Genomic DNA, 24,069 nt, shown 5'->3' on the forward strand with positions numbered 1-24,069 from the left:
AAAGTTCGTTAGGGTGCGAATTTCACCAGGGTGTGGTTTTCACCGGCTAGCTCGGTTTCAATAATTTGCGAAATGACATTCCAGTCACCGCCCGCCAGCCCAGCGCCAATTAGAGGGTAACCAAAGCGAGAGCCACTGAACTCTTTTTTAAGCCGCGAAAAAACACTTTGGATTGCTTCGTAGTCTGCTTTTACACCGCGGCCATGCCCATTAAACTGGGTGTAAGCATTGATAATAGTTATGGCCTTCCCGTTTCTTTCTACATTTGCTTGAGAATAAGTACCCAGTTTTTGTTTTGAACCTTTTTCAGTATCAAGGTCAGCCTTGAATGCTTCAGGAAATTCAGCTTTTATTGCTTTTGCAATACCTGCCCCCATGGTGCAAAAACAATTGCACCCATGAATGATGACATCAAATTCACCAGCCAGGGCGAGCTTAATTAAATCACCTTCTACAGTCTTCACAATGACTCCCTGGCATCAGACGCCTTTTCACAGTTCCACCTTAACACCTTGTTATGCGGAGCTTTATCTATCCCATTAACTTGAGTGCGATATAGGGTGTAAGGTTTAAAAGCAATATACCGAGTTTATAATTACCCATGAAATTAAAGTATATACGTGGTAATTCGGAAGGCGCGACGCCTGCAATTTTACTGTGAAGATTAATAGTGAAATCTTTAAATACCAAAATAAAAAATGCGGACAGCAAATAAAAAGCCAGATTTATTACAGTACACCAACCGAAAAAAGCAGTAAGTTCATTTGCACCGAGCATAATTTATATCTCCGTTGTTTGGGTTCACCCTAACGCGCCGCTAAGGGGCTGCACTTTAGCGCGTACCGCATCGACCTTGAGGGCGAAGTCCGACATGACCTCAGCACCTTGTTAAGTGATAAATTCATGATTTTCCTTAATGTAATTTGCCAGGTCCCAAGCCTTGGACCTTAAAAAACAAAACCTTTCATCTTTTTCTTTGCTTGATTGGATCCAAACATCATTAAATGAACCCAGCCCGCCATAGCCAGCCAACAAATGCTCTATCCCTGAAAAGTCAGACTTTTTTAATCGGGTTTCAGCAAGGAGCAAAAATTTAACCCAATGCTCTTGGTCATCTTCTGATGTTAACTGTCGAAGCTCGGTTAAAACCTCAATTAATTGATTCGTTTTTTCACCCATACATATCACGCCGTGTTAGCTATCTTTTTCCAGCTCTGCTCTAAGGCTAGCTATGGTATATTGACTGAATACGCGAATACCCTCACGTTCTAGTAATGCGGCCGTTACTCCCAAACCATCTACTTTAGTGCCGCTAAATGTACCATCGTAGATTTTTGCACTACCGCAGGAGGGGCTGCCCTCAGCGAGCACCGCGTACTTTATTTGTTGTTCTTGGCATAGCTTCAACACATTTTTGGCGCCAACAATAAACTGATGAGTGACATCAACACCATCATTGCCCACAACACTTGCAGCACCTTGCAGGACGTCAACTCCTTGACCTGCGATTATTTCAGCCGGGGCTCTGGGAATGGGTAAACCTGCCGAAACTTCGGGACAACAAACTACAAGTTCAACACCTGTTTGCAGCCAATTTAAATCAGACTCTGGCACAGATAAGCAACTCGCATTGTAGCGAACCTTGTTTCCAAGCAAGCACGCACTGACTAACACCTTTTCCAAGTGTAGCTCCTTAAATTTAAAAAATAGCTAACGCGGCGGATCGCCTTGTTATAAATTATTTTGGTACTTTGTCGCCCCAACCAAAACACCCCCATCAAAGTCTTCAATGCAAGCAAACACGTTATCATCTCCCTGATACGAAACGCGCGCTAGCGGTTTGCATGGGCAAAGAGGCAATTAAACTTTCTAACCGGGCCGATAAAAAGGGCCGCCACCAGGGTAACAACGACAAACTGGCCAATAAAAAGAAGCGCGAGCTTAGGCCAAAAACTCACTTCTTCTGTGAATAAGGGGTGCCACACATGGATCAGAGTCAAATTTCCGGGAAACAGCAACACCTGAATTCCAGGCATGGGGCCGCCCCAGTAATCCCACAGATTCCAACTAAGGGTGAAGGCGATCGCGCCAACTACAAGGGCAACAATGCCGGCAGAGATGGCGAGGGTAAGAGTTTTAACCTGGGTCATGGTGCTGGTTAATACTGCCCTTTACGGCTTATTTGCTTTGCGCAGTGCCGCCAGATCACAGCCCACAACTGCTTCTAAGTGTTGTGTAATTTTTTCGGCGCTCCAGTCCCACCAGGCTATTGCTAAAAGCTCTTTGATTACGCTTCATCGAAGCGGTATTTAATGACCCTGGCTGGGTTGCCGCCGACCACGCTGTAGGCTGGAACATCGGCCGTTACCACAGACTTACTTGCAATGATTGCGCCATCACCCACTTTAACGCCGGGCATAAGAGTGGCGTCATAGCCAATCCAGACATCGTTGCCAACTTCGGTATCACCTTTATAAGGCAGATCGCCCGGCTTGGGCATCACCTTATCCCAACCGTTAGCAAATATCTGAAACGGGTAAGTAGAAAAGCCGGATACCTTATGATTGGCGCCATTCATAATGAATTTTACATCCTTGGCTATGGCGCAAAACTTTCCGATTATGAGTTTGTCGCCGATAAACGGGAAATGATAAAGCACATTGCTTTCGAACCGCTCTGGCCCTTCGGGGTCGTCGTAATAGGTGTAGTCCCCGACAATAATATTTTCAGACGTAATAAAGTTCTTTAAATACCCTACTTGGGGAAACCCTTTCATGGGCTCTTTATCTTCTGGGCTTGGTCCGTTCAAAATGCCTCCATGAAGCCTGTGACGTTAAGATATATTCTTGCGTTATTTTATAGGTACTTGCTTACAAGCTGCGGTACTCAAAGAGGTTATTTTCTAAGCCATACAGCTCCTGGGTCCCTTTTAAATTAAAGCCGATACTTTCCAACAAGTGCATGGATCTTAGGTTATTGGGAGCTGTAACGGCTAAAATAGTGTGCAAGCTATGCTCAGCCACCGCTTGTTTTAACAGAGCTTCGGCCGCTTCGCGGGCGTAGCCCTTGCCGCAAAATTCGGGTAAAAACGCGTAGCCCAAATCCGGGTAATCCAACTCTTCCCTTTTTAATAACCCGCACATGCCTATGGCTGTTGATTCACCTTTTAACTGCACCAGGTTCAGGCCAAAACCATGGTTTTTGTAACTGGCCATGGGGCCATTTGTCAGATGATTGAGCGCATCTTCCCGGGTACGAACCTTCTTATCGCCAATATAACGTAGAAAGGACTCTTCATTGAGTAAGCGCAGAATAAACTCGGCATCACTTAAATCAAGTTGCCTGATGGTCAAGCGCTCGGTTTCACATACATGCCTCATTGGGTTACCTCGAATATTAGGCAATAGCTAATATCTTAGTGGCGGGAAAGGTGTCACGTGAGTGCGTTTAAAAGCTTCCCTGCTCGTTTATTTCTCCATTGATAACAAATAGCTTAACCTTTTGCCAGCACTGGCTGATAACCTCGCCGTTGTCAGCCAGCCTCAGCTCCCCTTTGTCAGTTAGCCGTTTTTTGGTATTGCTTCAGCACCATCTGCATACCTTTACCGACCAAAACGATCAAAATCGCCCCCACCAGCACCGGAGTAAAAAGAAACGACCAAGTTTGCCCCGACAACATAATCAGCAGAGGGTTAGCGCCTGCGGGCGGATGGGTGGTTTTGGTTACCAGCATGGCACTGACGGCAATGCCAGTTGCTAAAGATAATGTTAAGGGTGATACCTCCAGATATTGGCTGAAGAATACACCAACAAATGCAGTAATTAAGTGACCCAGAATCACGTTTTTTGGTTGCGCTAGTGGGCTCTCCGGCACGCCAAAAACGAGTACCGCCGTCGCTCCAAACGGAGCCATAAGCAAGGCCACGTTGCTCATTGTGGCGTCAAAAAAAGAAAGTAAACCTATGGCCAGGAAAGCGCCAACACCCGCAATAACCGATAACACTAGATTGTTCATTTAAAACTCCCAAAAAAAGTAGACCACTCTGTCTACCTCGCATTAATGTAGACAATTCGGTCTACCTTTGTCAATATGCATATAAAGGAGGCATCCCATGAGCCAAAAACGTCAATTGCTGGTAGATACAGCCCTCACGCTTTTTTATAGAAATGGAATTAACTCTATTGGTATCAATGAAATACTGAATGTTTCCGGCGTTGCCAAGCGCACACTCTACGCTTATTTTCAAAGTAAAGAGGCTTTGGTGTTAGCCGCCTTGCAGCAACGACACGATACTTTTGCCGCCTGGTTAGAAACAGTGTTGACGGGAGCTAAATCAGATGAGGAAGTTGTCCTGAAATTATTTTCGGCATTGGAAAGTTGGTTTAACGATGGAGAATCCCAACTCGGAGACTTTAGGGGCTGTTTTTTTATCAATACCTCGGCGGAGTTTAGTGATGTTAACAGCGATATCCTTCGCTTTTGTCATCACCATAAAGAAGCGACTCGCGAAATCATCGCTCGCCACCTCAAGAGCGCCGATGGCCTATTGCTTGATGCCATTTGCCTTATGAAGGAAGGAGCCATTGTCAGTGCTCATCTGGGCGGGAAAAAACAACTTATTACGAAAAGGTGCATCGACATACTGCACACTTTTGCAACCAAAAGTCCCGAGTAAACGGTGGGTATCAAACACCTAAGTTGGCAAGCTACCAACTGCGCCTATTTTCGTCCGGGCTCGTGCTTCTCATAACGGGGAAGCATCAGATCCAAGTCTTCCCAGTTTGCCTTAGAAGTTACAAAATTATGGGAAATGGGACGCTCGGAAATATCACTGTCCAGGGCTCCTAGACGAAGACGGTATCTTGTTGGGGATTGCGCGTTTGCACTATAGATGGGCGCGCCGCATGTTTTACAAAAGTATTTTCGCTTACCCTCACTACTTTCAAAAAAAGTCAGCATACCGTTATTATCCGTCAGCTCCAGCTCATCGGCATTTATAAAGCCATTGGTAGCGTAGGCACTGCCACTGGCCTTGCGGCATAACGAACAGTGGCAGTGAATGATGTCCGTCACACTGCCATGCAACAAAAACTGGATTGAACCACACAGACAACTTCCTTTGTACATCGCTTTTCCTTATTAGCCGGAAACCCCCTCACCGTTTGATATTGATGAGGGTATAAATAGCTTATTTCTCTTTTAGTTACAGAGTGCCTTAGCGGCGATTAGACATCAAGCAAAGAAAAATGATGGCTGGCAATATTAAAGCCCTCACGCAGATAAAAACGGTGGGCGGGGAAGCGCTGCACACCGGAGTCGAGGTGGATTTGCGGGTATTGATTGGCCTGAGCGTAGCCCTTAAACCAGCAGATAGCCCTGGGCCTGTTGCTTTTTCACCTGCTCGGTCAGGGTCTCAGGCGTGTATTGACCACGCAATTGCAATAAAACTTCAAGTACCTCAGAGAGTACCTCGGGGTGATCCTGATCCTCTGTTAAGAACTTAACCTGCATGTCCCAGCTCGCTTCTTACTGAATATGATTAACCCTTCAGCTATCAGCACCTCGAAGCGCAGGCAATTACCCTAAAAAAGCAGATGGAAAGTTTATTGAACTTAATGCCCGCTGACACGTACAATTGGTAGGTTGCTAATTTGCGGAGTTATTTGTGGCTATTGAGCGCTATGTAAATCATATTCAACTGGGTTATTTGGGTTTGTTGCCATTTTTGGCCATGCAGGGCTGGACCTTATTATCCGGCCAGGGCGAGTCGGTTGCCCCCTTATTTATCTATTACAGTATCGCCATTGTCAGCTTTTTAGCCGGTCAGCTGTGGCGCCCGGGCAACCAGCCCCACGGCCGCGCCATTGCTGCTATAGTGCCTATTTTACCCATCCCGCTATTGGCGTTAGGCAACAGTATTTTCACCCTGGCCTGGCTCAGCGCCAGCTATTGGCTGGTATTGCTGTTTGAGGCCAAGGCGCCCGCCTGGCAAGAGCACCATAAGGACTATCGCAAGATGCGCTTTGTGCTGACTTCCGTGGTGTTTGTCACCCACCTGCTGATGATCGCCAGTCTTCTCGACTGAACCCTTAGACAGTCCGGCGCCTTTGCATTACACTGCGCCGGCCTAACAGAACACGAGCAAAATTATGATAGATGCCCTGCGCCACGCCTTGGATGAAATAGGTGAGATTTATGTTGAGAAAAATGCCGCCTTTAAGGTGAAAGTGATCCCGTTTTTCTGCGCGGTCAACATCAAAAAAGACCATAAGCGTGAAGGCAAACTGACCTTCTACAGCAACCAACTGCTGGAAATTGCCATGGTTTTGCTGTTTATCATGTTTGGCGCCACCATTTACAACCCGGAACTGGGCTTCAGCCATGGCCCGGTGCATTTTGCCATTGCCACCCTGATTGCCCTGCATGTGCTTATTCGCCAAATCGCCATCGAGTCACTAAAGGCGCGTTTATATGCCGCTGGGGCTCTGCGCCGCGACGAGCCGCAACCACAAGGTGAATAAATAATCATGTATTTGCAGCGCAACTGGCGGGTGTTAACCGTAGGCGATGGCGATCTCACCTTCACCAAGGCTTTATTGGATTTCTACCCGGCGTCGCAATTACACGGCAGTGTCTACGACAGCGAAACAACGCTGCGCGATAAATACCAGCACCACGGCATAGATGCGCTGCGCGCCGCAAAGGTCAGCCTAGATTTTGAATTTGACGTCACCTCATTAGAGAGCTGGCAGCGCCTGGGTGAAAAGCGCTTCGATCTGGTTATTTTCCAGTTTCCGCTGTTAAGCCAGCTCGGCTCAGAGCAGGCCTTTACCGCGGCAAAACAAAACGGCGGCTTGAATATTCTCAATCGCGCCCTGTTACACCGGTATTTACTTAACAGCGCCCGTTATGCCCTCGAACCACAAGGCGCGGGCCTGTGCTATATCACCTCCAAAGACGTTAAACCCTATAGCCATTGGGGGTTAGACCATGCCTTAACATCGCGTACGCCGATGCACTTCTTAGGCGAGCAGCCCTTCGATTTACGTCGCTTTCCCGGCTACAAGGTACGCAATGTTGACCGCGACAAGCATGTTAAAGACACCTTGGGCATTACCTACACCTACGCCCTCAACGCCGAGAGTGAGATGAGCACGCATTGCCACCGACGCCATCACCTTGATGACCCGCACTGCTGTCTACTTTGCCGCGCCGGCCCATTTCAAAGCGAGCGAGACCGCCAGGGCCACATGAACTCCAAACAACATCGCCATATGCAGGGCTATGACAGCCAATGGCAACGCTGGCTGGCGGACTTTCATAAAAACACAGATTAGCAACTAACGCTTGCTCGCATGGTGCCAACGCTTGCTCGCATGGTGCCAACGCTTGCTCGCATGGTGCCAACGCTTGCCAGCATGGTGCTAACACTTGCTCGTATGGTGTTAACGCTTGCTTGCATAATACGAACACTTGCTTACATATTGACCCTTGCACTCGAGTGCTGCTGTTGGCACTGTAGTAGAAATAATGCGAACTATTAGAGTTGACCATGAAGGGATTTCTACAAACAGCACTGTTGGCCAGCCTGCCTTTGGGCCTGATGGCAACGCCCATTCAGGCCGAGCCCGTTCGGGCCGAACCATTCCAGGCTCTGAGCATAGATCTTGATTTTAATATCAGTCGCACGCCGCTAAGCGCCGATCTCACGCCTCATCCGGGCAAGGAAATTGTGGTCTTTGGTCGCAATGAAGCCCAGGCCCATCAGGTGGCGGTGCTGGCCGTGGTCGATGGCAAGCTGCAACAGGTTGACCGCTTTGCCATCGGCGAAGAGTATTTTGCTTACGATATCAGTGAGCAGAAAAAGGCCGAGCAAACGCTTTACTTCTTAGCCCATGATCATGTGGGCCGCTATCAGTATCCGCAGCAACAAGGCGAGGCGCGCCTGTTTGCGTTTGCCGATGTGTCTTCCATTTATCGCATTAAGCGCAGTAACTTTATGCGCCAAATCGATTTTATCCATGACTTTAATAACGACGGCGACAGCGACATCATGCTGGCGGATTTCACCGACTTGCACGTGTGGCTTTCACAACACGAAGGTGGCCATAAAAAGGTCAGCCTGGATATTGGCAGCCACAGCGTGCTTAAAGGCGTTGAACTCAATGCCTCGCCGGCACAGGTGTTTACGCTGGATCTGAATCGGGATGGTCGCCTGGATATTGCCAATTTGCATGAAGGTAAGTTGCACCTTTACTACGCCCATAAACGGCATTTTGAGCATCAGCAACTGGCGATCCGCGGTGGCATCTACAGCATAGACTGGTGGGATCAGCTCGATGATGACGGCCAGCCCCTGGACCAAAGCGACCTTAGATACCGCAAATTAGAGCGCTTTGAGGATATTAATGGCGATGCCATCCCCGATTTAGTGGTGCGCTACACCAAGAGCTCCGGGGTGTTCGATAGAAGCAATGATTACGAAATTTATTACGGTAGCCTGGATAAGCAGCGCCAGCTTAGCTACGCCAATAAGGCCGATACCACGGTCAGCGCCGAGGGCACCTTAACAGACCTGCAACTGCAAGATATCGACGGCGATGGTCGCCTGGAAGTGATGGTCGCCAGCTTTGAGCTCGGGGTCTCGCAAGTGATCTCGGCGCTGCTGGCCAGCAGCATAGATCAGGATATTCTGCTGTATTGGCAAAATCAGCAAGGGCAGTTCCCGAAAAAGCCGTCGCTGGATTATGAAACGGAAATGAACTTCAGCATCAGTAAGGGTCGCGCCAGTCAACCCCTGGTCATGCTCGCCGATATCAATGGCGATGGCCGCAAGGATCTGCTGTTTTCACAAGATAACGACACCCTGGTCTATCGCCTTAATCAGGGCCAGCAGGCCTTTGCCCGCAGCCAAAAACAAAAGCTCGCCCTGCCGCAATCCGGCAGCAATATTAGCAGCACGGATATCAACGACGACGGCAAAAGTGATCTGCTACTCTATTATGGCCAGCTCGACAAGCCCGAGCTGAAACGACGCTTAAGCCTGTTGTTTGCCCGCTAACTTAGGTGTTTTGGCGCCTCACTCGGAACGCGTCTAGCAAGCGCTGTTGATTCAAAAACAGCGCTTGTTCATCCTCACTACTCTTTAATAACTCACTGAACTTGGGTAAATTACCCCTAATTTGTGCCATTTTGACGGCGCTAGATACTGCTTCAAGTCGGTGTTTCAATAATAACTACAACAGGATATCACTATGGGTTTAGTCCGAAGCGGATTAATAATAATGATGCTGGCTTTGCTCAGCGGCTGCTCAAGCATATCGCAGCAACAATGTGAACGGGGTGACTGGTTTGATATCGGCTTTGGTCATGGCCAGCAAGGTCGCACCCTAGCCAATGGTAAAAACATTATTTATGACTGCCTCGAATACGGTGTGCGCCCGACCTTGGAAGACTATAAGCGCGGCCACCAGGAGGGCTTAAAAGATTATTGCGAGCCGGAAAACGCCTTTACCCAAGGCCTCAATGGCAGAGACTACAACCCCATTTGTCGCAGCGAAGAATTTCGCCTCGCCTGGCAGCAAGGCCATGACAGATACGTGGTGAATCGCCATCGCAATGAAATTTCCTCGCGACTCAACCAGATTGACGACGAACTGAAACACATTCACTGGCAACTGCACTCAGAAGAACTGACCCGCGAGCAGCGCCGCGAGCTTAAACACCGTCGTCATCGCCTTGAGCATGAACAGGACGACTTGCGTCGCGAGCGCGCCCTGCTGCCCATACTGGATAATAAGCTAGAGCTGCATATCCACTAGTGCCACAGGCTCTCCCTGGGTGATTTTCTCGAGGTGGCTATCAATACACTCAAACAGCAGCCGGTGTCCGGCGCTGTTGGGGTGTACGCCATCGGCGGTCAATAGCCCGAATCCACCCCGACTATTGGAAAACAAGGCCGCAACATCGATAAGCGGCACCGAGGTCTCCTCGGCCAACTGCGCCAAGGCCTGATTATAACTGGCTATATCCGTATTCAGGCGGCGCTTACCCAGGTTATTGGTCACACCATCCAAGCATTGGGCAACGGGCAGGATATTGATCAAAATCGGCTGGACGCCCATATCCAGGGCATGCTCGATACAGATGTGCAAATTGCTAATAAAACGCGCTAGGGGTACGCTGCGCTGCTGCGCCGTGATCGCCACATCATTAGCGCCATAAGCCAGGGTAACAAAAGTACGCTGCGGCGAAGCCATACGCGGCGCGAGCTCATTAGCAAAGCGCTGCACCAGACCATCGCTGGTCTCTCCGCCTATGCCCATATTGAACACGCAGGTTTCAGCCCGTGAACCGGTAACAAACCGACAAATTTCCCGTGCTTTTAATCTGTCGACCCAGCCGCCTGCTGCCGCGTCGTTTTCGCCTCGGGTAATACTATCGCCAAAACAAAGAATATGAGTCACCCTACTGCCTCCAAAAATAAAGCTCGGCGTTAATCGCCATTAAAATGCCAATGTCTGACCATCATCGGGGATCAGCACGCGCTCGCCCAGGTCGGCATCCAACGCCGCTTCGCCCAACTGTAGGCGACTTACCGGGCAATGATCCAGCGCTTCCAAGTGGTTGGCTATTACCTGCCCGTAAGCGATGGATGCCAGCTCCAACACATCCTCGGCACCCATAATAATTTCGCCACCAAAATCAAAACGCGCTCCCCCCGCCGGAGCGATAATCACATCGGGCTGCCGGGCTTGCACAAAATCGATAATGGTCTCTGTCAGCAAGGTATCGCCGGTGATATACACGCTGGGCTCCCCTGGCATTTCAATGTAATAACCAACGCCATGGGCCATCAGCTTCCCCACTATGCCATGACCATGAACACAAGGCACTAGCTCAATAAGCCCACCGGCAAAAGCATTGCTCATTTTTGACGACAGGGGCATCACATGCAAACCGCGTTTTTGCAAAAACGCCTCATCGGCGTTAGCAGCCAGCACCGGAATTTGCCTTTGCCGTAACCAGCGCACCGCGGCACGGTCCAAATGATCAAAATGACCTTTTTGGCAATGGGTGATCAAGCAGTGAGTGACCTTGGCCAGTAACTCCTCGCTGTTATCCGGCAACTCTACCAGTGGGTTTTTGCGCCGTTTTGCCCCCAGGTATTTTAGCGCCGGCGCCTTGCCCTGTGGCGCCAGCATGGGGTCCACCAATAAGGTCTCTTGTTTATATTCAATGATCACTGTGGCATTGCGTAACTGGGTAATTTTCATTGAGGTGCTCGAAAAAGTAACAATGACCTTATTGTATTTCGCCATCGCGGCACCTAATATGGCTAATTAAGTCACAATTAATACAATTATTGCCAATTATGCGTATAGGTCTTGTTGTTTACCCCGGCTGTATCCCCTCGGGCCTGATGGCCTTTGCCGAAATACTCACTGCGTGTAATCAAAGAACACAACAGCGCACCTTCGAATGTGTCTTTACCAGCGTCGACGGCGCTGCCGTTACCCTGACCTTAGCCTCTCAGGGCCCGAGCATCACTATCGAGCCCGAAACCAGCCTTGCCGAAGGCCAGTTTGATGCCCTTTTATTGCCCGGCTTTTGGGCCAGCTCGGAGCAGGATTGCACAAAAGCGCTGGCGGTAAATCGCGAGCTGATCGACACGCTCAGTCGGCTGCCGTCAACGACCCAGCTGTGGGGCTATTGCTCCGCGGTGTGTCTGCTGGCCGCCAGCAAACAATTGGAGGGCCGCCGCGCCACCGCTACCTGGTGGTTAGCCCAATACCTTAGCACCGCTTTTACAGGCGTTAACTGGCAATTTAATGACACCCTGGTTCAGGACAAGCAGTTATCCACCAGCAGTGGCGTACAGGGCTATTTGGCCATTGCCAACACGCTGATCCAAAGTCATTGCGGCGCCGCTATTCTCGCCGATATCACTAAGCTGATGGTGATTGCCAGACCGCAAAAAGCCTCCCTGCCGTGGCAACGTATCGAAATGATCAAATCGAAATCTCCGGAAGTGGCGCGAGCCTATCGCTGGGTTGAACAAACGCCGGTGCAGGATTTAACCCTGAGCAATTTTGCTTCAGCCATGAATATGTCGACCCGAACCCTGGCGCGGCGTCTCGCCAGCAGCACGGAGTTGTCGGCGGCGCAGTTTATGCGTTTGGTAAAAATTCAGCAGGCCTGCGATCTCATCACCTACCAGGGGTTGTCGGTGAAGGAAGTGGTGGATCGATTGGGCTATGGCGATGAAACCTCGTTTCGGCGCACCTTTAAGCAAGTTACCACGCTAACCCCGGCGCAATATCGCCAACTTATCGCCTAGCGAAGGACCGTAACTTGTTGGTGCCTTGGTCTAAGGCATGTAAATAACTAGCGGATAACCATATGCACAAGGTTACTCGCGCTGTGAAGTGAAGACCCTTAGCGGCAATAAAAAAGGCCGCTAGGCGGCCCTTGGTTAGGAAAGATTAAGCGTTAGAATCCCAACACCAATGGTGCCAGGGTTAAGGTCACCAGGGTGATAAGGCCGATGGCAATCAGGTTAAGCACAAAGCCGGCACGTATCATGTCCTTGATCTTCAGCTCACCCGAGCCGAAAACGATGGCATTGGGTGGCGTTGCTACCGGCATCATAAAGGCGCAACTGGCAGCGATGGCGGCGGGGATCACCCACACCAAAGGCGTGCCGGTAATCGACTCGGCTACGGGGCCAAGTAACGGCAAGAAACCAGCGGCGGTCGCCGTATTACTGGTGATCTCGGTTAAGAAGGTGATAAGCGCCGTGACGATTAAAATCCCCAATGCCAGCTCCATGGCGCCGGCGCCACTGAGCATATTGGCGATATAATCGGCCAGGCCCGATGATTTAATCTTGGCAGCCAGGGTTAAGCCGCCACCGAACAACAATAAGATCCCCCAAGGCACCTTGGCAGCGCTGTCCCAATTGAGAATACGCTCTTCGCTGTCTTTTTTGGCGGGCAAAATAAACAGCAACAAGGCCGCGGCGATGGCAATGCCGGTGTCGGAAATAGCCAGCCCGGAGGCCTTAGCCAACAAGGGGCGCAATACCCAGCTGACGGCGGCAAGAGCAAACACGGCTAATACGCCTTTCTCCGCCCGTGACATGGTACCCAGTGCCGCAAGCTGTTGCTTAAACATGCCTCGGGTTTCCACCTGCGCCGCGGTTTTATCCACCTTGTACATCACCTTGGTGAGCCACAGCCAGGTCAATGCCAGCATCACCACAGACAGCGGCACACCAATCAACATCCAGGTGGCAAAACCAATTTCTATGTTATAGCTGTCAGCCAAATAGGCAGCCATCAGCGCATTAGGCGGGGTGCCAATCAAGGTGGCGATACCACCGATACTGGCCCCATAGGCAATAGACAAGAGCAGCGCCTTACCGAAGTTATCGCACTCGCTGCCGTTATCGCGCAGCAGGTGCACCACGGACAGGGCAATGGGCAGCATCATTACCGCCGTGGCGGTATTCGACATCCACATGGATAAGAACGCAGTAACCAGCATCATGGCCATGATCTGGGTGCTGGGTTTGCTGCCCGCCAACAACAAAGTAGTTAGAGCAATACGCTTATGCAGGCCCCAGCGCTCCATCGCGATGGAAAGCAAGAAGCCCCCCAAAAACAGATAGATAAGCGGGTGCGCATAGGGCGCTGCCGCGGCCTTGATGGAGGCAATATCGGCCAGGGGCACCACCACCAAAGGCAGTAGGGAGGTCGCCGGAATGGGCACCACCTCACTGACCCACCAGGTGGCCAGCCACACGGTTAAGCCGGCGGTGCGCCAGGCCGCCACCGACATGCCGCTCGGCGGGTCGATTAAACAGGTCAGCAGCATCACCAGGGGCCCTAGCCATAAGAACACCAGGCGATTGATTTTATTTGGTTTGTTTTCGGTCATTTGTCGCTCCCCTTAGAACATATACTTTAGACCCAAAGCGGTGCTGGTGTCATCGCTGGTATCGAGTTCCAATTGGCTGACAAGGAGATAAAAGGTGGTTTGCTTGTCGACCACATAGTCGACGCCCACCGTAAACTGCTCGGCATCCCCCTCATGGCGCAGGCCGCTGTCATCACGGCTGTATTGCAACTTGGGCTGCCAGGCGTCGCTGAGCCAGTAGCGTGCACTCAGTACCAGGCCATCGCCCTCTTTATCGCCGGCCAGGTTTTCGCTGCGTTGAACGATGGCGCCCAGTTGCAGCTGCTGCCAGCGATAGGCGGCCGTGAAACGAGTGGCCTGTAAATCGCCCAGGGCATCGGAGTAGCTCAGAGCAACAAAGTAAGGGGTGCGCTTAAGGCCGCGGTCGCCATAGCTTACTAGCGCCGCCACACCATTGTCTTCGCTGTTGCTGTCATCTTTGGGAACCCAGGTCAACGCCGCCGCCCAAAGCCCAAATTTCGGCGTACTGTAGGTGATGCTGTCGCCCACCCGGGATTGACCGGACAACACCTGGGCGATATCGCCCTGGGTTTCGTTAAACTGATCCACCTTGCCTTCGGAGTATTTAAAGCGGGTGTCGTTGCGCCCCACCAGCACGGTGCCGTATTGAGATTGCACGCCAACATAGGTGTTGCGGGCTGAAAACGGGTCATTGGTTGAGTCGCCATCAAAGCCCTTTACCTGTACCTCGTATTTAAAAACTAAGTGGGTGGTGTCGTTCAGGGCGTGCTGACCCTTGACGCCGATGCGCGAAAAGGGTGCATCTATCTGGGTACCTTCCTCGGTATAGCGCATCACCCCTTTATCGGTGTGGGCAATCTGCACCTCGGCCTTGCCGTAGATGTCATAGTCGGCCGCGTGGACGGTGGTGGCACCAGCCATAAGCATGGCGGCGCTGGAAAATGTTAGTTGTTTTATCATTGCTGTATCCTACTTGTTGTTAACAAAGACACATACAAAAACCCAACCAACTTTTTTAATTCATATTTTACAATGAGTTATGGATAAATCATGGAAATACATCGGAATAAACGTGCGGATTCCCGCACACCGATTTACGTATTTATCACCAAACCCACACAAGGGTTAGGTGTACATGGTGCGTTGTAAACCATATTTGGCCATTTTGTCGTACAGGGTTTTGCGCGGTATTTGCAATAATGCCATCGCCTCTTTAATGCTACCCTGACTTTGGGCCAGCGCATCTTCGATCAGCGATTGCTCGTAATAGGCCACTTTTTGCGCCAGACTCAAGACTTCCTGCTCCTGTGTCCCGTCGGATTGCTGCGCCAACTGCTCACCCAGCAACAAGGTGCGCTCGGCATGATTACGCAGCTCGCGCACATTGCCTGGCCAGTCATACTGCATTAACCGCGCCCGCAGCTCATCACTGAGCGGCTGGGTTGGTTTATGAAAACGGGTTGCGGCGATGGATAAAAAATGCTGATAAAGCAAAGGAATATCCGCCTTACGCTGGCGCAGCGCCGGGATCGGCACCTTCACCAGATTAAGACGAAAATACAGATCGGCGCGGAACTGCCCGGCATCGACCAGGGTTTGCAGGTCGACCTTGGTGGCGGCCACCACGCGAATATCGAGCTCAATGCCCTGATTGCTGCCCACCGGCGTCACCTGACGCTCTTCCAACACCCGTAGCAGCTTCACCTGCAGGCTTGGCGACATGGCTTCGATTTCATCCAAAAAGACGGTGCCACCATTGGCATAGGTGAACTTCCCCTCGCGGGCCTGATTGGCGCCGGTGTAGGCGCCACTGGCGGCACCAAAAAGTTCGCTTTCTATCAGCTGCTCGGGAATGGCGCCACAGTTAATGGCGACAAAGTGATGATTGGCACGCTGGCTTTGCTCATGCAGGTAGCGGGCGACCAGCTCCTTGCCGGTGCCGGTTTCCCCTTCAATCAGCACGTCCGCCGGAGTGTCTATTACCGCATCAAGTAGTTGCATCATCTGCTGCATTTGTTGGGTCTCGCCCAAAATCCGTACCCCGGGTGCCGATTGTTTTTGCACCTGGCGTTTTAGTTGGCGGTTTTCCAACACCAGGGTGCGCTTATCTAGGGCGCGCGCCAGGCAATCAAGGAGCTGCTCGGTAATCGGCTTTTCAAACAGATCATAGGCGCCCAGTTGCATGGCCTTTACCGCGGTACTGACATCGGCATAACCGGTCAAAAAGATCACCGGCAGCTCGGAGTCAAATTGCTGCACCTGCTGCAAAAAGCTGATGCCATCCATATTTGGCATGCTGATATCGCTGAGTACCACGCCATCAAAGCGGCGATTAAGGCTATGCAAGGCCTTGCTAGCATCGTCGAAACATTGCACCCGATAGCCCTCAAGCTCGAGCAGTTGTTGTAGCGAATGACGAATGCTGGCTTCGTCATCAATAACATAAATGGTTTGTTCTCGGCTCATGATTGTGGCTCTTGTTGGTGCAGGCTAAGCAAAAATTCGGCGCCGCCATCACGATGATTATGGGCGCTGAGGTTACCCTGAAAGGATTCGATAATTTGTTTTGAAATTGACAGCCCCAAGCCTAAACCATGCTCCGACTTAGTGGTATAGAAGGGCTCAAAAATGGTACTGAGGGCGTGCTGGTCTATGCCCGGGCCATTATCGATAATGGACAAGTACACCTTACTCTCGTTGCTGCTTGCCTCCAGGCGCAGCCACTTGTTCTGGCAGTGCTCCATGGCATGGCAGGCATTGGACAGCAGATTCACCAGCACCTGCTCAAACTGATAAGGGTCGACCCACACCGACACCTCGAGCCCGGATTCATGCACACTGACATGATGTTTATTGAGCTCGGGGCCAACTACCAAGAGGGCATTTTGCACGCTTTGTTGCAGCGAGATGCTTTGCATCTTCACCGGACGCTTTTGACTAAAGGATTTAAGCTGGCCGGCGATGGCGTGCACGCGGCGGATCAACTGCTCTATCAACTGCAGGTTTTCCATCGCCTTCTCCGGCTCAGAGCGCATCAGCAGGCGTTTGCACGCGGCCACATAGGCGCTCATGGCACTGAGCGGCTGATTGATTTCATGATTCACACTGGCACTCAACTGGCCTATGGTGGCCAGCTTGGTGGCACGGATCAGCGCGTCCTGGGCCTGCTCTAACTCCCGGGTACGCTCCTGCACCTGCTCTTCCAGCGTGCGTTGACTAAATAACAGTTGCCGATAGCCTGCGACCTTGACCGACAGGTATTCGACAAGCGCAATCACCAGTAGCAGCAGTAACATGGCCAGACCCAAACGCGCCGCGTGCACCTCGTTAAAGGGAACGATAGGACTGAGCATCAGCAGCCGATAGGAGGTCCCCTCCAAGGTCGAGGCGCTGACCAAATAACGCCGCTGCTCAGCGATAATTTGACCATCGTTGGCCAGCCAGTGCCACCCTAGGGGATTAATCGTCTGCCCTAAAAACTGCTGCGACTGTGCTAGCTGCTCTTGAGCCTCGCCGCTGAGCGCTTTAGTGGCATGCAGTTGCCAGTCGGGGTGATCGGAGAGCAGCACCACATCATTAGCATCGAGCAGGACAAAATGACTTTCTTCGCCCGTATCTAAACGGGCTTTATCGGTTTCAAATTTACTGGCGTTGACCTTAAGCACGATCACGCCTCGGCCATTCTCGGCAAAATCAACCGCCTTGGAAAAATAAAAGCCGCGACGCATGGAGCGTTGGCCAAGGGCAAAATCGGTCACCGTTTCCCCGGCCATGGCGCGGGCAAAATAAGGGCGAAAGGCAAAATTATTGCCCTTATAGCTGTGCGGCAGGTGCCAGTTACTGCTGGCCACCACAGTACCCTGGGCATTTAACAGATAGACATCGGAGGCGCCGCTGGCCCGTTGCACATCGCTTAGGTAGCGATCTACGGCGTTATCCTGTTGGTCATATTGAAGTGCCTGGTGCACCAAGGCGCTACTACTCAAAAACGAAACAATGGTACTGAAGCGGGTAAATTCACTGTGAATATAATCGTTCAAAGCCGTTGCATGGCGGGCGGTGCGCTCTTGGTTTTGCTCCAGTAACTGCTCCTGCGTTAAGGTATGGGTCAGCCCCAGGCCAAGCACAAACAACACCAAATAGGTGGCAAATTTTATTAACTGACGCGACACCCAATTTCTCCCGCAGCGCAAACCAAGAACGAATTCACGAGTGTAACAACGCTGTCGCCGCTATGGTAGTGCCGATAGCTTGATAAGCACCGGGGCATAAGTGGTTTAGACCAAAACCAATAAAAATACGACCAGTGGCACTTTGTAGTATTTACCCAAACAAGGGGCTTAGCTACACTAGCGCCACTTCACCAAACACGGGTTTCCAACATGTTTTTCGCTCACCACCGTGTGCTCCTGGCGGCCATCGGCTGTGTTTTACTGGCCATGGTTACCATTCAGTCCGGCGCCTCCATCGCCAAGCAATTGTTTCCCTTGATTGGCCCCGAGGGCACCACGGCGCTGCGCCTGGGTTTTTCCGCCCTAGTGTTGTGTCTTGTTTTTCGTCCCTGGAAGGCGCTGCCGGAGGGCCAGCAATGGCGCAGCATTATCGTCTATGGCCTGTGTTTAGGCGGCATGAACATCACCTTCTATTACGCCATCGAGCGTATTCCCTTGGGTATCGGTGTGGCTTTGGAATTCACCGGACCACTGGCGGTGGCGCTATTGAGCTCAAAACGGAAACGGGATCTGCTGTGGGTGGCCTTTGCCATCACCGGGATTATTCTGCTATTGCCGGAAATCGATGCCGAAACCGGTCTTGATCCCGTGGGTGTCGCCCTGGCCTTAATCGCCGGCGCCTGTTGGGCCGGGTATATTTTATTTGGCAAGCGTACTGGGACCCAAAGCTCTGGCGGGCGCACCGTGGCCCTGGGCATGACGGTAGCGGCCATGGTGCTAGTGCCCTACGGCGCCGCACACCAAGGCATGGCGCTGCTGAGCTGGGAAGTGATCCCGCTTGGGATCCTGGTTGCGATTATGTCCAGCGCCCTGCCCTATACCTTGGAAATGGTGGCACTGCGCAATATGCCGGCTCAAGGCTTTAGCGTGATGATGAGCATGGAGCCCGCCATCGCCGCTTTGGCCGGTTTTTTGATCCTCAGCGAATTACTCACGCCACTGCAATGGCTCGCCATTGCCCTGGTGATCATCGCCTCCATCGGCAGCTCACTGCAGTCCGAAAGCAAGAGCGAAACTGATTAGGCAAGGTGCTGGCAAACGAGGTCCAGCTCTGTTTTATGGGTCTTTAACAGCCTGGCGGCCTCGGATTTTAGATTGGCGATGTTACCCCGAGTGACATCGTCCATATCATCGGAAGCCAGGTCCAAGGTGGTTTGCAGGCGAATGTAGTTGTCCCCCAATAGCTTATCCATTTGGTAGTCGGCGGCATCCGCCACGCCATCAAAGATACAACTTAACAAGGGTGTCACCCAGCCGGCCTTGCCCCAATCCTTGGCGTCGCGCAGTTCAATGGGACGATTAAGCTCTCCGGTGCCGATAGAGACAAGCAGAAAGTCTTCTTCCTCGGGAAAAATACGTTGCGCCTCGGCATAGGCCGACACCGAGGGCGAATTAATAAATACGCCGCCATCGACCAGGGCGCGTTTGGCCCCATCAACAGGAATATGGGCTGGTTCAAAATAGGTGGGTGCGGCGGAGGTGGCCCGCGCCGCGTGGCGCATCAAGACGGCGCGATGCTCTTGACGCCAACTTTTTAAAAACAACGGCTTACGGTTATGAATATCATAGCTGGTAAGCAGTAATCGGGTCAGCGACGCCCCCAGGGGCTCATCGTTAAAGTAATGTTCAAGCAGGCGTTCCAGGCCTTTATGGGTATAGGTTTCATCGAGTAAACCACCCACAGAAGACACGCCGCGCCACAGGGAGCGTGAAAATATTTCCTTGCCGTGCTGTTCATACATATCCGCCAGCGCCTGGGCGCTGTATTGCGGTACCCCCTCACCGTTATCCTTACCCAGGCCCAAAGCGAGAATTCCCCCAGTCGAGGTGCCGGCGATCAGATCAAAGCACTGGGCAACGGGGCGACCCACGCGTGTTTCAATGTGCGCCAGCACCAGCGCTGGTAGCACGCCGCGAATACCGCCGCCATCAATACTTAATATTGCCTTCATACTCCTTCCTTGATTAGTTTACCCCGGGGCCTAAATAGGCTTATTTATGAACTGCAGTGGCTACTTGATAAAGTAACCCACCGGACGCCATTGCTCCTGATTTTTACTCAATGTCAGGGTCTCTATGGCTCCCGCCTTATTGGCGAATTCGGTTTGAAATTGCACCACCAGGTATTCACCTTCTGGGGCACCTGGCAAAGAGGTAAAGTTTTGACGGCCCAATTCGGTGCGGCTGATAACCTTACCCAAGGGCGAGCGTACCGCCTTGATGATGTCACGCCATTGGTCCTTGGTGACCTGCTCCTGAAAAAGCGCTCCGGCCTCATCCCAGCTTTGCTCATATTGACCTGCATCTATGCCGCCTAGCCAGGATTTCGCCACTTCCACGCTCGGCGTTTGCCCAGCCCAGCTTAGGCTAGTCACCATCAGGCTCAAAATTACGAAGAGTGTTTTCATTATAAGTCCTTTTTATTTAAGGTTAATTTTCCCTATTAACCTTAGCTTATTTTGCCGCCTTGTAATGGCGCGCCGTCATTATTCTTTGTGGATCAGACGCTGCCCCGGCAGCCTGAGCTCGCCGGAACAGGCCGCCAGCGCACATAAGTACAGGGCTAACACCAGATCCACCATGCCGCAAAATTGTGGCCACCAGATGGGCGTGCCGGCATTACTAAAGAGGGTATCGTGATAGAAATCATAACCAGCGTGCAAAAACATCCCCAGCCCCACCAGCCACCAACGGGCTGGATTACGACTTTTAATGGCCCACCCGGCAAGCAGAAAAAAGACCACGGCGGTGGCCGCTTCATAGAGCAACGCCTGAAAGTCCATGGCCCAGAGAGCAAAAAGCCAGTAATAAAGGGGGAAGCTGGCAAGCAACAGGGGATAACCCTTACGACTGGCCCAAAGCCCACGCCGTGCAAAGGTGATCATGATGATAAGGGCCACAACCAAACCAAGTAATAGCCAGACGCTGGTCATAAGCGGGTGCTCATTCAATGCAAGTGGTTAAAAACATATCATATTTTTCATTTACTTAAATGACGGATTCGAGTCATTCTTTTTCCAGCAAGCCGATAAACTGATCGAGCTGCTGGGCCATCTGCGTCAGCATTTGCTGCTGGCAGGCCAGGCCCTCCCTGAGTGTTTCCCGCCATTTTTTAGCCTTGGGTGCCAGGGCTATCCCCTGCTCCGTCAAGGCAATCTGCAATTGCCGTTCGTCCTGCTCACTGCGCACCCGGCTGATCAAGCCGAGCTGCTGCATGCGTTTTAATAAGGGTGTTAGGGTGCCCGAGTCGAGATGCAAACGCGCCCCCAGCGCCTTTAAGCTTAGCGGCAACTCTTCTTGCTCCTTGGCCTGCCACAGTACCAGCAACACCAGGTATTGGGGGTAGGTGATCCCAAGGTCTTTCAGCATCGGCTGGTAGCCGCGGATCACCAGCCGTGAAGCGGTATAGAGCTTAAAACACAGCTGGTTTTGCAAATAGAGATCCTGATCCCCGCTCATCTTAATTCCCCAGCAGGGCTTCGATATCGGCACGAATCGCTTCGGGCTTGGTCAAAGGGGCATATCGCTTCAGTACCTTGCCATTTTGATCGACCAGAAACTTGGTAAAGTTCCATTTGATCTTCTTAGTGCCCAGCAGACCGGGTGCCTGAGCCTTAAGGTAGTCAAACAAAGGATGGGCGCCTGCGCCATTAACATCTATCTTGCTCATAATGGGGAAAGACACGCCATAGTTCAGCTCGCAAAACTCGCTTATCTCACTGTCGCTGCCCGGCTCTTGCTCGCCAAACTGGTTACAGGGAAAACCTAGCACCACAAGCCCCTTTGCTTGCAGGTCTTTATATAGATCATTTAAGCCCTGGTATTGAGGCGTAAAGCCACACTTGCTGGCGGTATTGGCAATCAGCATCACCTTGCCTTTATAGGCGGATAAAGATACTTCTTCACCCCGGTTATTGGTCGCGGAAAATTCATAGATAGACATAAGGGAATCTCATTTACATTGTGCACAATATAATTGATCAAAATCCAACCCTTTGCAAGAAATCCACCTCAAATTATTGTATACAATATATTTTAAATGTATTTTGTTGCTCTATTCGTTCACTCTAACGCGATCACAATGACAAAAATTACAGCACTTATCGCGCTGACCCTGATCAGCGCCTGTAGTACCTCAGTGCATAAAACTCTTTCGACAACAGATGCTTATAACTATGTTGATATCTGGCAAAGCTCGCCGACACTCACCCCGTCAGACGAAGCCTTTGGCAGGGCCTTTGAGGACACTCTGACATTTATCTCAACCCAGGCCGATGCGCGCACGGTCGATTGGCCCACACTTAACAGTGCCTTGTATTTTTTGCGCGCCTACAGTTACAAGGGCGATCTAGATGCCATCAAAGAGTCGCAATTAGTGGCTCTAAGCTCTCAGTTACAGGCCTTAATAGAGCGAGTTGAGGGTGCGCCAAAGGTACAACAACAGCGATTTTTAGAGCACTATGCGGTGACACTCTACCGCCTACTCGATACCCCAAAGCTCTATGATCAGGCGCCACTGTGGCTTGAAAATACACTCAATACCCTGGCTAAAGAGCAAACAGCACCTTCGCTAGAGCGTGATTATGCGCTGTGGGAGCACTACCGCGCCCTGGGCTTTTTGGCCTTTAGCGCCCGTGATAACGAGCAACTGGCCCAGAGCATTAGTTCAGACGCTAGGCTGCGCCAGGTCTTACTCAAGAACATTGCCCTGGGCGATTGGCAGCAGACCCATGCCCTGTGGGTGCTGGGCTATGTGCACCAGTTGTTGGCGCGGGAGCAACAGCAGCTACTGGACACTCAGGTATGGCAGGCATTGACCAAGGCAGAACCAAACAAAACCCAGCAACAAACGCTGTTCTCAGGCGTTTACCTGGTTAATAGCTTTCGCGGCAAAAGCAGTTGTGGTGAAACCTTTAAAGGCCAGTGCCTAGATATTGATATCGACCAGGCGCTACCAATAAATCATCAGTGCAGCGAACGCCTGTTTATTCGCGCCACCTCATTAGACGCCGAGCAACTCGCCTATAGCTGTAACAGGCTTACCGCACAGGAGGAGGACTTTCATACCCTGCTCGACACCCAATACCAGGCCGTGGCCAACGATCATAACCGAGCCCTGCGGGTGATTATTTTTGACCAATATGCAGACTATAACCGCTACGGCCAACTGCTGTTCGACATAGATACCAATAACGGCGGTATGTATATCGAAGGCACACCAAGCGACCCCAATAACCAGGCCACGTTTTATACCTTTAGGGCATTTTGGCTACAAGACAGAAATAAGGTATGGAATTTAAACCATGAATACGTGCATTACCTGGATGGTCGTTTTAATAAATACGGCGGCTTTGGGCACTTCCCGGCACAACTGGTGTGGTGGAGTGAAGGCTTAGCGGAATTAGTCGCCAAAGGAGAGCACAACCCCAAAGCCTATAAAGCCATTGCCGAAACGCCAAAGCATGAGCACCCGACACTGGAGGCCATTTTTGCCACCAGCTATGAGGATTCGAGCCAGCAAATTTACCAATGGTCTTATCTTGCAATTCGCTATCTGGCCGAGCAGGATTTAAATGCCCTGCGCCAGTTGCAACAGCACCTAAAAGGGGATTTCTATCAAGGTTACGCCAATAACCTGGCCAAGCTTGCCAAGAAACACCAGGATGGCTTCACCGCCTTTTTAGATAACTACCCGGCGACGGAGGAAAACGCAGAAGACAAAGCAAAACAGAAGATCAACAAGCTTTATCGCTATCTGTATCGCGATTACCTGATGCCAAAGCACCTCAGCTACGATGAGCAGCATCGACATTTATTTTAGCTCACTTTATCCGGGGCCAGTTGGCCCCATTATTTTGCAAATACGCTAGCCGTTCTCCGCACACTTGATATAAG

29 protein-coding genes and 1 pseudogene are annotated in these 24,069 nt (G+C 51.3%); 9 read left to right on the forward strand and 21 right to left on the reverse strand.

Annotated elements, in window-relative coordinates; all coding sequences use genetic code 11:
* Window positions 1–8 precede the first annotated feature (8 nt).
* The 8 genes and pseudogenes from KD147_RS08745 to KD147_RS08775 all read right to left on the reverse strand — a co-directional run bounded on the left by KD147_RS08745 (window position 9) and on the right by KD147_RS08775 (window position 4,015).
* Window positions 9–464 carry a macro domain-containing protein gene (locus tag KD147_RS08745; protein WP_212547547.1) on the reverse strand — a complete coding sequence of 152 codons (456 nt, stop codon included), beginning with the start codon at window positions 462–464 and terminating at the stop codon, window positions 9–11.
* Window positions 465–531: 67 nt separating this feature from the next.
* On the reverse strand, window positions 532–777 hold the full coding sequence (locus KD147_RS17015) for a DUF6868 family protein (RefSeq protein WP_349304682.1): 246 nt from the start codon (window positions 775–777) through the stop codon (window positions 532–534).
* Window positions 778–888: 111 nt separating this feature from the next.
* Window positions 889–1,179, reverse strand: a complete 291-nt coding sequence (locus KD147_RS08750; protein ID WP_105189144.1) for a DUF6966 domain-containing protein — start codon at window positions 1,177–1,179, stop codon at window positions 889–891.
* Window positions 1,180–1,194: 15 nt separating this feature from the next.
* On the reverse strand, window positions 1,195–1,683 hold the full coding sequence (locus tag KD147_RS08755) for a 2-thiouracil desulfurase family protein (protein WP_212547548.1): 489 nt from the start codon (window positions 1,681–1,683) through the stop codon (window positions 1,195–1,197).
* 149 nt (window positions 1,684–1,832) lie between these two features.
* A complete protein-coding gene (locus KD147_RS08760; RefSeq protein WP_212547549.1) occupies window positions 1,833–2,150 on the reverse strand; it encodes a hypothetical protein in 318 nt (105 codons plus the stop codon).
* Window positions 2,151–2,171: 21 nt separating this feature from the next.
* Window positions 2,172–2,776, reverse strand: a pseudogene (locus KD147_RS16940) (Vat family streptogramin A O-acetyltransferase).
* A gap of 94 nt (window positions 2,777–2,870) precedes the next feature.
* Window positions 2,871–3,380, reverse strand: coding sequence for a GNAT family N-acetyltransferase (locus KD147_RS08770; RefSeq protein WP_212547550.1), 510 nt, complete (start codon window positions 3,378–3,380; stop codon window positions 2,871–2,873).
* 176 nt (window positions 3,381–3,556) lie between these two features.
* Window positions 3,557–4,015, reverse strand: a complete 459-nt coding sequence (locus KD147_RS08775) for an HPP family protein (protein WP_105189149.1) — start codon at window positions 4,013–4,015, stop codon at window positions 3,557–3,559.
* A gap of 97 nt (window positions 4,016–4,112) precedes the next feature.
* Between KD147_RS08775 and KD147_RS08780 the strand changes: the two genes are divergently transcribed.
* Window positions 4,113–4,676, forward strand: a complete 564-nt coding sequence (locus KD147_RS08780; RefSeq protein ID WP_105189150.1) for a TetR/AcrR family transcriptional regulator — start codon at window positions 4,113–4,115, stop codon at window positions 4,674–4,676.
* A gap of 44 nt (window positions 4,677–4,720) precedes the next feature.
* Here KD147_RS08780 and KD147_RS08785 read toward each other — a convergent pair whose 3' ends face one another.
* Together KD147_RS08785 and KD147_RS08790 are read right to left on the reverse strand one after the other, a co-directional pair.
* Window positions 4,721–5,128 (reverse strand): GFA family protein, encoded by a 408-nt coding sequence (locus KD147_RS08785; RefSeq protein ID WP_212547551.1) that lies wholly within the window; start codon window positions 5,126–5,128, stop codon window positions 4,721–4,723.
* A 231-nt stretch (window positions 5,129–5,359) separates the two neighbouring features.
* Window positions 5,360–5,512, reverse strand: coding sequence for a hypothetical protein (locus KD147_RS08790; protein WP_212547552.1), 153 nt, complete (start codon window positions 5,510–5,512; stop codon window positions 5,360–5,362).
* 160 nt (window positions 5,513–5,672) lie between these two features.
* On the opposite strand from KD147_RS08790, the gene KD147_RS08795 reads away from it, so the two are divergent.
* From KD147_RS08795 to KD147_RS08815, 5 genes are all read left to right on the forward strand, one after another.
* The gene (locus KD147_RS08795; protein WP_212547723.1) at window positions 5,673–6,086 is read left to right on the forward strand and encodes a DUF3429 domain-containing protein; all 414 of its coding nucleotides are present in this window, start codon (window positions 5,673–5,675) and stop codon (window positions 6,084–6,086) included.
* Between the two features lie 64 nt (window positions 6,087–6,150).
* Complete coding sequence (locus KD147_RS08800) at window positions 6,151–6,522, forward strand: hypothetical protein (protein ID WP_212547553.1); 372 nt, start codon at window positions 6,151–6,153, stop codon at window positions 6,520–6,522.
* Between the two features lie 6 nt (window positions 6,523–6,528).
* Window positions 6,529–7,338 carry a Rossmann-like fold-containing protein gene (locus tag KD147_RS08805; RefSeq protein WP_212547554.1) on the forward strand — a complete coding sequence of 270 codons (810 nt, stop codon included), beginning with the start codon at window positions 6,529–6,531 and terminating at the stop codon, window positions 7,336–7,338.
* Window positions 7,339–7,553: 215 nt separating this feature from the next.
* Window positions 7,554–9,062: an FG-GAP repeat domain-containing protein gene (locus tag KD147_RS08810; RefSeq protein ID WP_212547555.1), complete on the forward strand. Its 1,509-nt coding sequence runs from the start codon at window positions 7,554–7,556 to the stop codon at window positions 9,060–9,062.
* Window positions 9,063–9,255: 193 nt separating this feature from the next.
* Window positions 9,256–9,822, forward strand: coding sequence for a DUF2799 domain-containing protein (locus KD147_RS08815; RefSeq protein ID WP_105254485.1), 567 nt, complete (start codon window positions 9,256–9,258; stop codon window positions 9,820–9,822).
* Here the strand turns inward: KD147_RS08815 and KD147_RS08820 are convergent.
* Both KD147_RS08820 and KD147_RS08825 read right to left on the reverse strand, forming a co-directional pair.
* On the reverse strand, window positions 9,802–10,467 hold the full coding sequence (locus KD147_RS08820; RefSeq protein WP_158678888.1) for an SGNH/GDSL hydrolase family protein: 666 nt from the start codon (window positions 10,465–10,467) through the stop codon (window positions 9,802–9,804). The genes KD147_RS08815 and KD147_RS08820 overlap by 21 nt on opposite strands.
* Window positions 10,468–10,506: 39 nt before the next feature.
* Window positions 10,507–11,322 (reverse strand): MBL fold metallo-hydrolase, encoded by an 816-nt coding sequence (locus tag KD147_RS08825; protein WP_212547556.1) that lies wholly within the window; start codon window positions 11,320–11,322, stop codon window positions 10,507–10,509.
* A 53-nt stretch (window positions 11,323–11,375) separates the two neighbouring features.
* Here KD147_RS08825 and KD147_RS08830 point away from each other — a divergent pair, with 53 nt between their 5' ends.
* Window positions 11,376–12,341 carry a GlxA family transcriptional regulator gene (locus KD147_RS08830; protein WP_105189157.1) on the forward strand — a complete coding sequence of 322 codons (966 nt, stop codon included), beginning with the start codon at window positions 11,376–11,378 and terminating at the stop codon, window positions 12,339–12,341.
* A 152-nt stretch (window positions 12,342–12,493) separates the two neighbouring features.
* On the opposite strand, the gene KD147_RS08835 is transcribed toward KD147_RS08830, so the two are convergent.
* The 4 genes from KD147_RS08835 to KD147_RS08850 all read right to left on the reverse strand — a co-directional run bounded on the left by KD147_RS08835 (window position 12,494) and on the right by KD147_RS08850 (window position 18,114).
* A complete protein-coding gene (locus KD147_RS08835; RefSeq protein ID WP_249319088.1) occupies window positions 12,494–13,942 on the reverse strand; it encodes an SLC13 family permease in 1,449 nt (482 codons plus the stop codon).
* 12 nt (window positions 13,943–13,954) lie between these two features.
* Window positions 13,955–14,902: a porin gene (locus tag KD147_RS08840; RefSeq protein ID WP_212547557.1), complete on the reverse strand. Its 948-nt coding sequence runs from the start codon at window positions 14,900–14,902 to the stop codon at window positions 13,955–13,957.
* A gap of 165 nt (window positions 14,903–15,067) precedes the next feature.
* Window positions 15,068–16,408, reverse strand: coding sequence for a sigma-54-dependent transcriptional regulator (locus tag KD147_RS08845; RefSeq protein WP_105254482.1), 1,341 nt, complete (start codon window positions 16,406–16,408; stop codon window positions 15,068–15,070).
* Window positions 16,405–18,114, reverse strand: coding sequence for a sensor histidine kinase (locus KD147_RS08850; protein ID WP_212547558.1), 1,710 nt, complete (start codon window positions 18,112–18,114; stop codon window positions 16,405–16,407). Before KD147_RS08850 ends, KD147_RS08845 begins: the two co-directional genes overlap by 4 nt.
* A 210-nt stretch (window positions 18,115–18,324) precedes the next feature.
* Between KD147_RS08850 and KD147_RS08855 the strand changes: the two genes are divergently transcribed.
* Window positions 18,325–19,197: an EamA family transporter gene (locus KD147_RS08855; RefSeq protein ID WP_212547559.1), complete on the forward strand. Its 873-nt coding sequence runs from the start codon at window positions 18,325–18,327 to the stop codon at window positions 19,195–19,197.
* Here the strand turns inward: KD147_RS08855 and KD147_RS08860 are convergent.
* From KD147_RS08860 to KD147_RS08880, 5 genes are all read right to left on the reverse strand, one after another.
* Window positions 19,194–20,126, reverse strand: coding sequence for a patatin-like phospholipase family protein (locus tag KD147_RS08860; RefSeq protein ID WP_212547560.1), 933 nt, complete (start codon window positions 20,124–20,126; stop codon window positions 19,194–19,196). The two genes, KD147_RS08855 and KD147_RS08860, sit on opposite strands and share 4 nt — an antisense overlap.
* 60 nt (window positions 20,127–20,186) lie before the next feature.
* Window positions 20,187–20,582 (reverse strand): DUF4019 domain-containing protein, encoded by a 396-nt coding sequence (locus KD147_RS08865; RefSeq protein ID WP_105254478.1) that lies wholly within the window; start codon window positions 20,580–20,582, stop codon window positions 20,187–20,189.
* 78 nt (window positions 20,583–20,660) lie between these two features.
* Window positions 20,661–21,107, reverse strand: a complete 447-nt coding sequence (locus KD147_RS08870) for a hypothetical protein (protein ID WP_212547561.1) — start codon at window positions 21,105–21,107, stop codon at window positions 20,661–20,663.
* Window positions 21,108–21,180: 73 nt separating this feature from the next.
* Window positions 21,181–21,633, reverse strand: coding sequence for a MarR family winged helix-turn-helix transcriptional regulator (locus KD147_RS08875; protein ID WP_212547562.1), 453 nt, complete (start codon window positions 21,631–21,633; stop codon window positions 21,181–21,183).
* Window position 21,634: 1 nt separating this feature from the next.
* Window positions 21,635–22,117 (reverse strand): glutathione peroxidase, encoded by a 483-nt coding sequence (locus KD147_RS08880; protein ID WP_212547563.1) that lies wholly within the window; start codon window positions 22,115–22,117, stop codon window positions 21,635–21,637.
* Window positions 22,118–22,255: 138 nt separating this feature from the next.
* Between KD147_RS08880 and KD147_RS08885 the strand changes: the two genes are divergently transcribed.
* Window positions 22,256–23,995 carry a collagenase gene (locus KD147_RS08885; RefSeq protein ID WP_212547564.1) on the forward strand — a complete coding sequence of 580 codons (1,740 nt, stop codon included), beginning with the start codon at window positions 22,256–22,258 and terminating at the stop codon, window positions 23,993–23,995.
* Window positions 23,996–24,069 lie beyond the last annotated feature (74 nt).

The sequence above is a fragment of the Pseudoalteromonas sp. BDTF-M6 genome (assembly GCF_018334135.1).
Lineage (GTDB): Bacteria > Pseudomonadota > Gammaproteobacteria > Enterobacterales > Alteromonadaceae > Pseudoalteromonas.

Coding starts and splice junctions, on each gene's coding strand:
- KD147_RS17015 (WP_349304682.1), bottom strand. CDS start 777: ATGCTCGGTGCAAATGAACTTACTGCTTTTTTCGGTTGGTGTACTGTA.
- KD147_RS08750 (WP_105189144.1), bottom strand. CDS start 1,179: ATGGGTGAAAAAACGAATCAATTAATTGAGGTTTTAACCGAGCTTCGA.
- KD147_RS08760 (WP_212547549.1), bottom strand. CDS start 2,150: ATGACCCAGGTTAAAACTCTTACCCTCGCCATCTCTGCCGGCATTGTT.
- KD147_RS08770 (WP_212547550.1), bottom strand. CDS start 3,380: ATGAGGCATGTATGTGAAACCGAGCGCTTGACCATCAGGCAACTTGAT.
- KD147_RS08775 (WP_105189149.1), bottom strand. CDS start 4,015: ATGAACAATCTAGTGTTATCGGTTATTGCGGGTGTTGGCGCTTTCCTG.
- KD147_RS08780 (WP_105189150.1), top strand. CDS start 4,113: ATGAGCCAAAAACGTCAATTGCTGGTAGATACAGCCCTCACGCTTTTT.
- KD147_RS08785 (WP_212547551.1), bottom strand. CDS start 5,128: ATGTACAAAGGAAGTTGTCTGTGTGGTTCAATCCAGTTTTTGTTGCAT.
- KD147_RS08790 (WP_212547552.1), bottom strand. CDS start 5,512: ATGCAGGTTAAGTTCTTAACAGAGGATCAGGATCACCCCGAGGTACTC.
- KD147_RS08800 (WP_212547553.1), top strand. CDS start 6,151: ATGATAGATGCCCTGCGCCACGCCTTGGATGAAATAGGTGAGATTTAT.
- KD147_RS08805 (WP_212547554.1), top strand. CDS start 6,529: ATGTATTTGCAGCGCAACTGGCGGGTGTTAACCGTAGGCGATGGCGAT.
- KD147_RS08810 (WP_212547555.1), top strand. CDS start 7,554: ATGAAGGGATTTCTACAAACAGCACTGTTGGCCAGCCTGCCTTTGGGC.
- KD147_RS08815 (WP_105254485.1), top strand. CDS start 9,256: ATGGGTTTAGTCCGAAGCGGATTAATAATAATGATGCTGGCTTTGCTC.
- KD147_RS08825 (WP_212547556.1), bottom strand. CDS start 11,322: ATGGCGAAATACAATAAGGTCATTGTTACTTTTTCGAGCACCTCAATG.
- KD147_RS08830 (WP_105189157.1), top strand. CDS start 11,376: ATGCGTATAGGTCTTGTTGTTTACCCCGGCTGTATCCCCTCGGGCCTG.
- KD147_RS08835 (WP_249319088.1), bottom strand. CDS start 13,942: ATGACCGAAAACAAACCAAATAAAATCAATCGCCTGGTGTTCTTATGG.
- KD147_RS08840 (WP_212547557.1), bottom strand. CDS start 14,902: ATGATAAAACAACTAACATTTTCCAGCGCCGCCATGCTTATGGCTGGT.
- KD147_RS08845 (WP_105254482.1), bottom strand. CDS start 16,408: ATGAGCCGAGAACAAACCATTTATGTTATTGATGACGAAGCCAGCATT.
- KD147_RS08855 (WP_212547559.1), top strand. CDS start 18,325: ATGTTTTTCGCTCACCACCGTGTGCTCCTGGCGGCCATCGGCTGTGTT.
- KD147_RS08860 (WP_212547560.1), bottom strand. CDS start 20,126: ATGAAGGCAATATTAAGTATTGATGGCGGCGGTATTCGCGGCGTGCTA.
- KD147_RS08865 (WP_105254478.1), bottom strand. CDS start 20,582: ATGAAAACACTCTTCGTAATTTTGAGCCTGATGGTGACTAGCCTAAGC.
- KD147_RS08870 (WP_212547561.1), bottom strand. CDS start 21,107: ATGACCAGCGTCTGGCTATTACTTGGTTTGGTTGTGGCCCTTATCATC.
- KD147_RS08875 (WP_212547562.1), bottom strand. CDS start 21,633: ATGAGCGGGGATCAGGATCTCTATTTGCAAAACCAGCTGTGTTTTAAG.
- KD147_RS08880 (WP_212547563.1), bottom strand. CDS start 22,117: ATGTCTATCTATGAATTTTCCGCGACCAATAACCGGGGTGAAGAAGTA.
- KD147_RS08885 (WP_212547564.1), top strand. CDS start 22,256: ATGACAAAAATTACAGCACTTATCGCGCTGACCCTGATCAGCGCCTGT.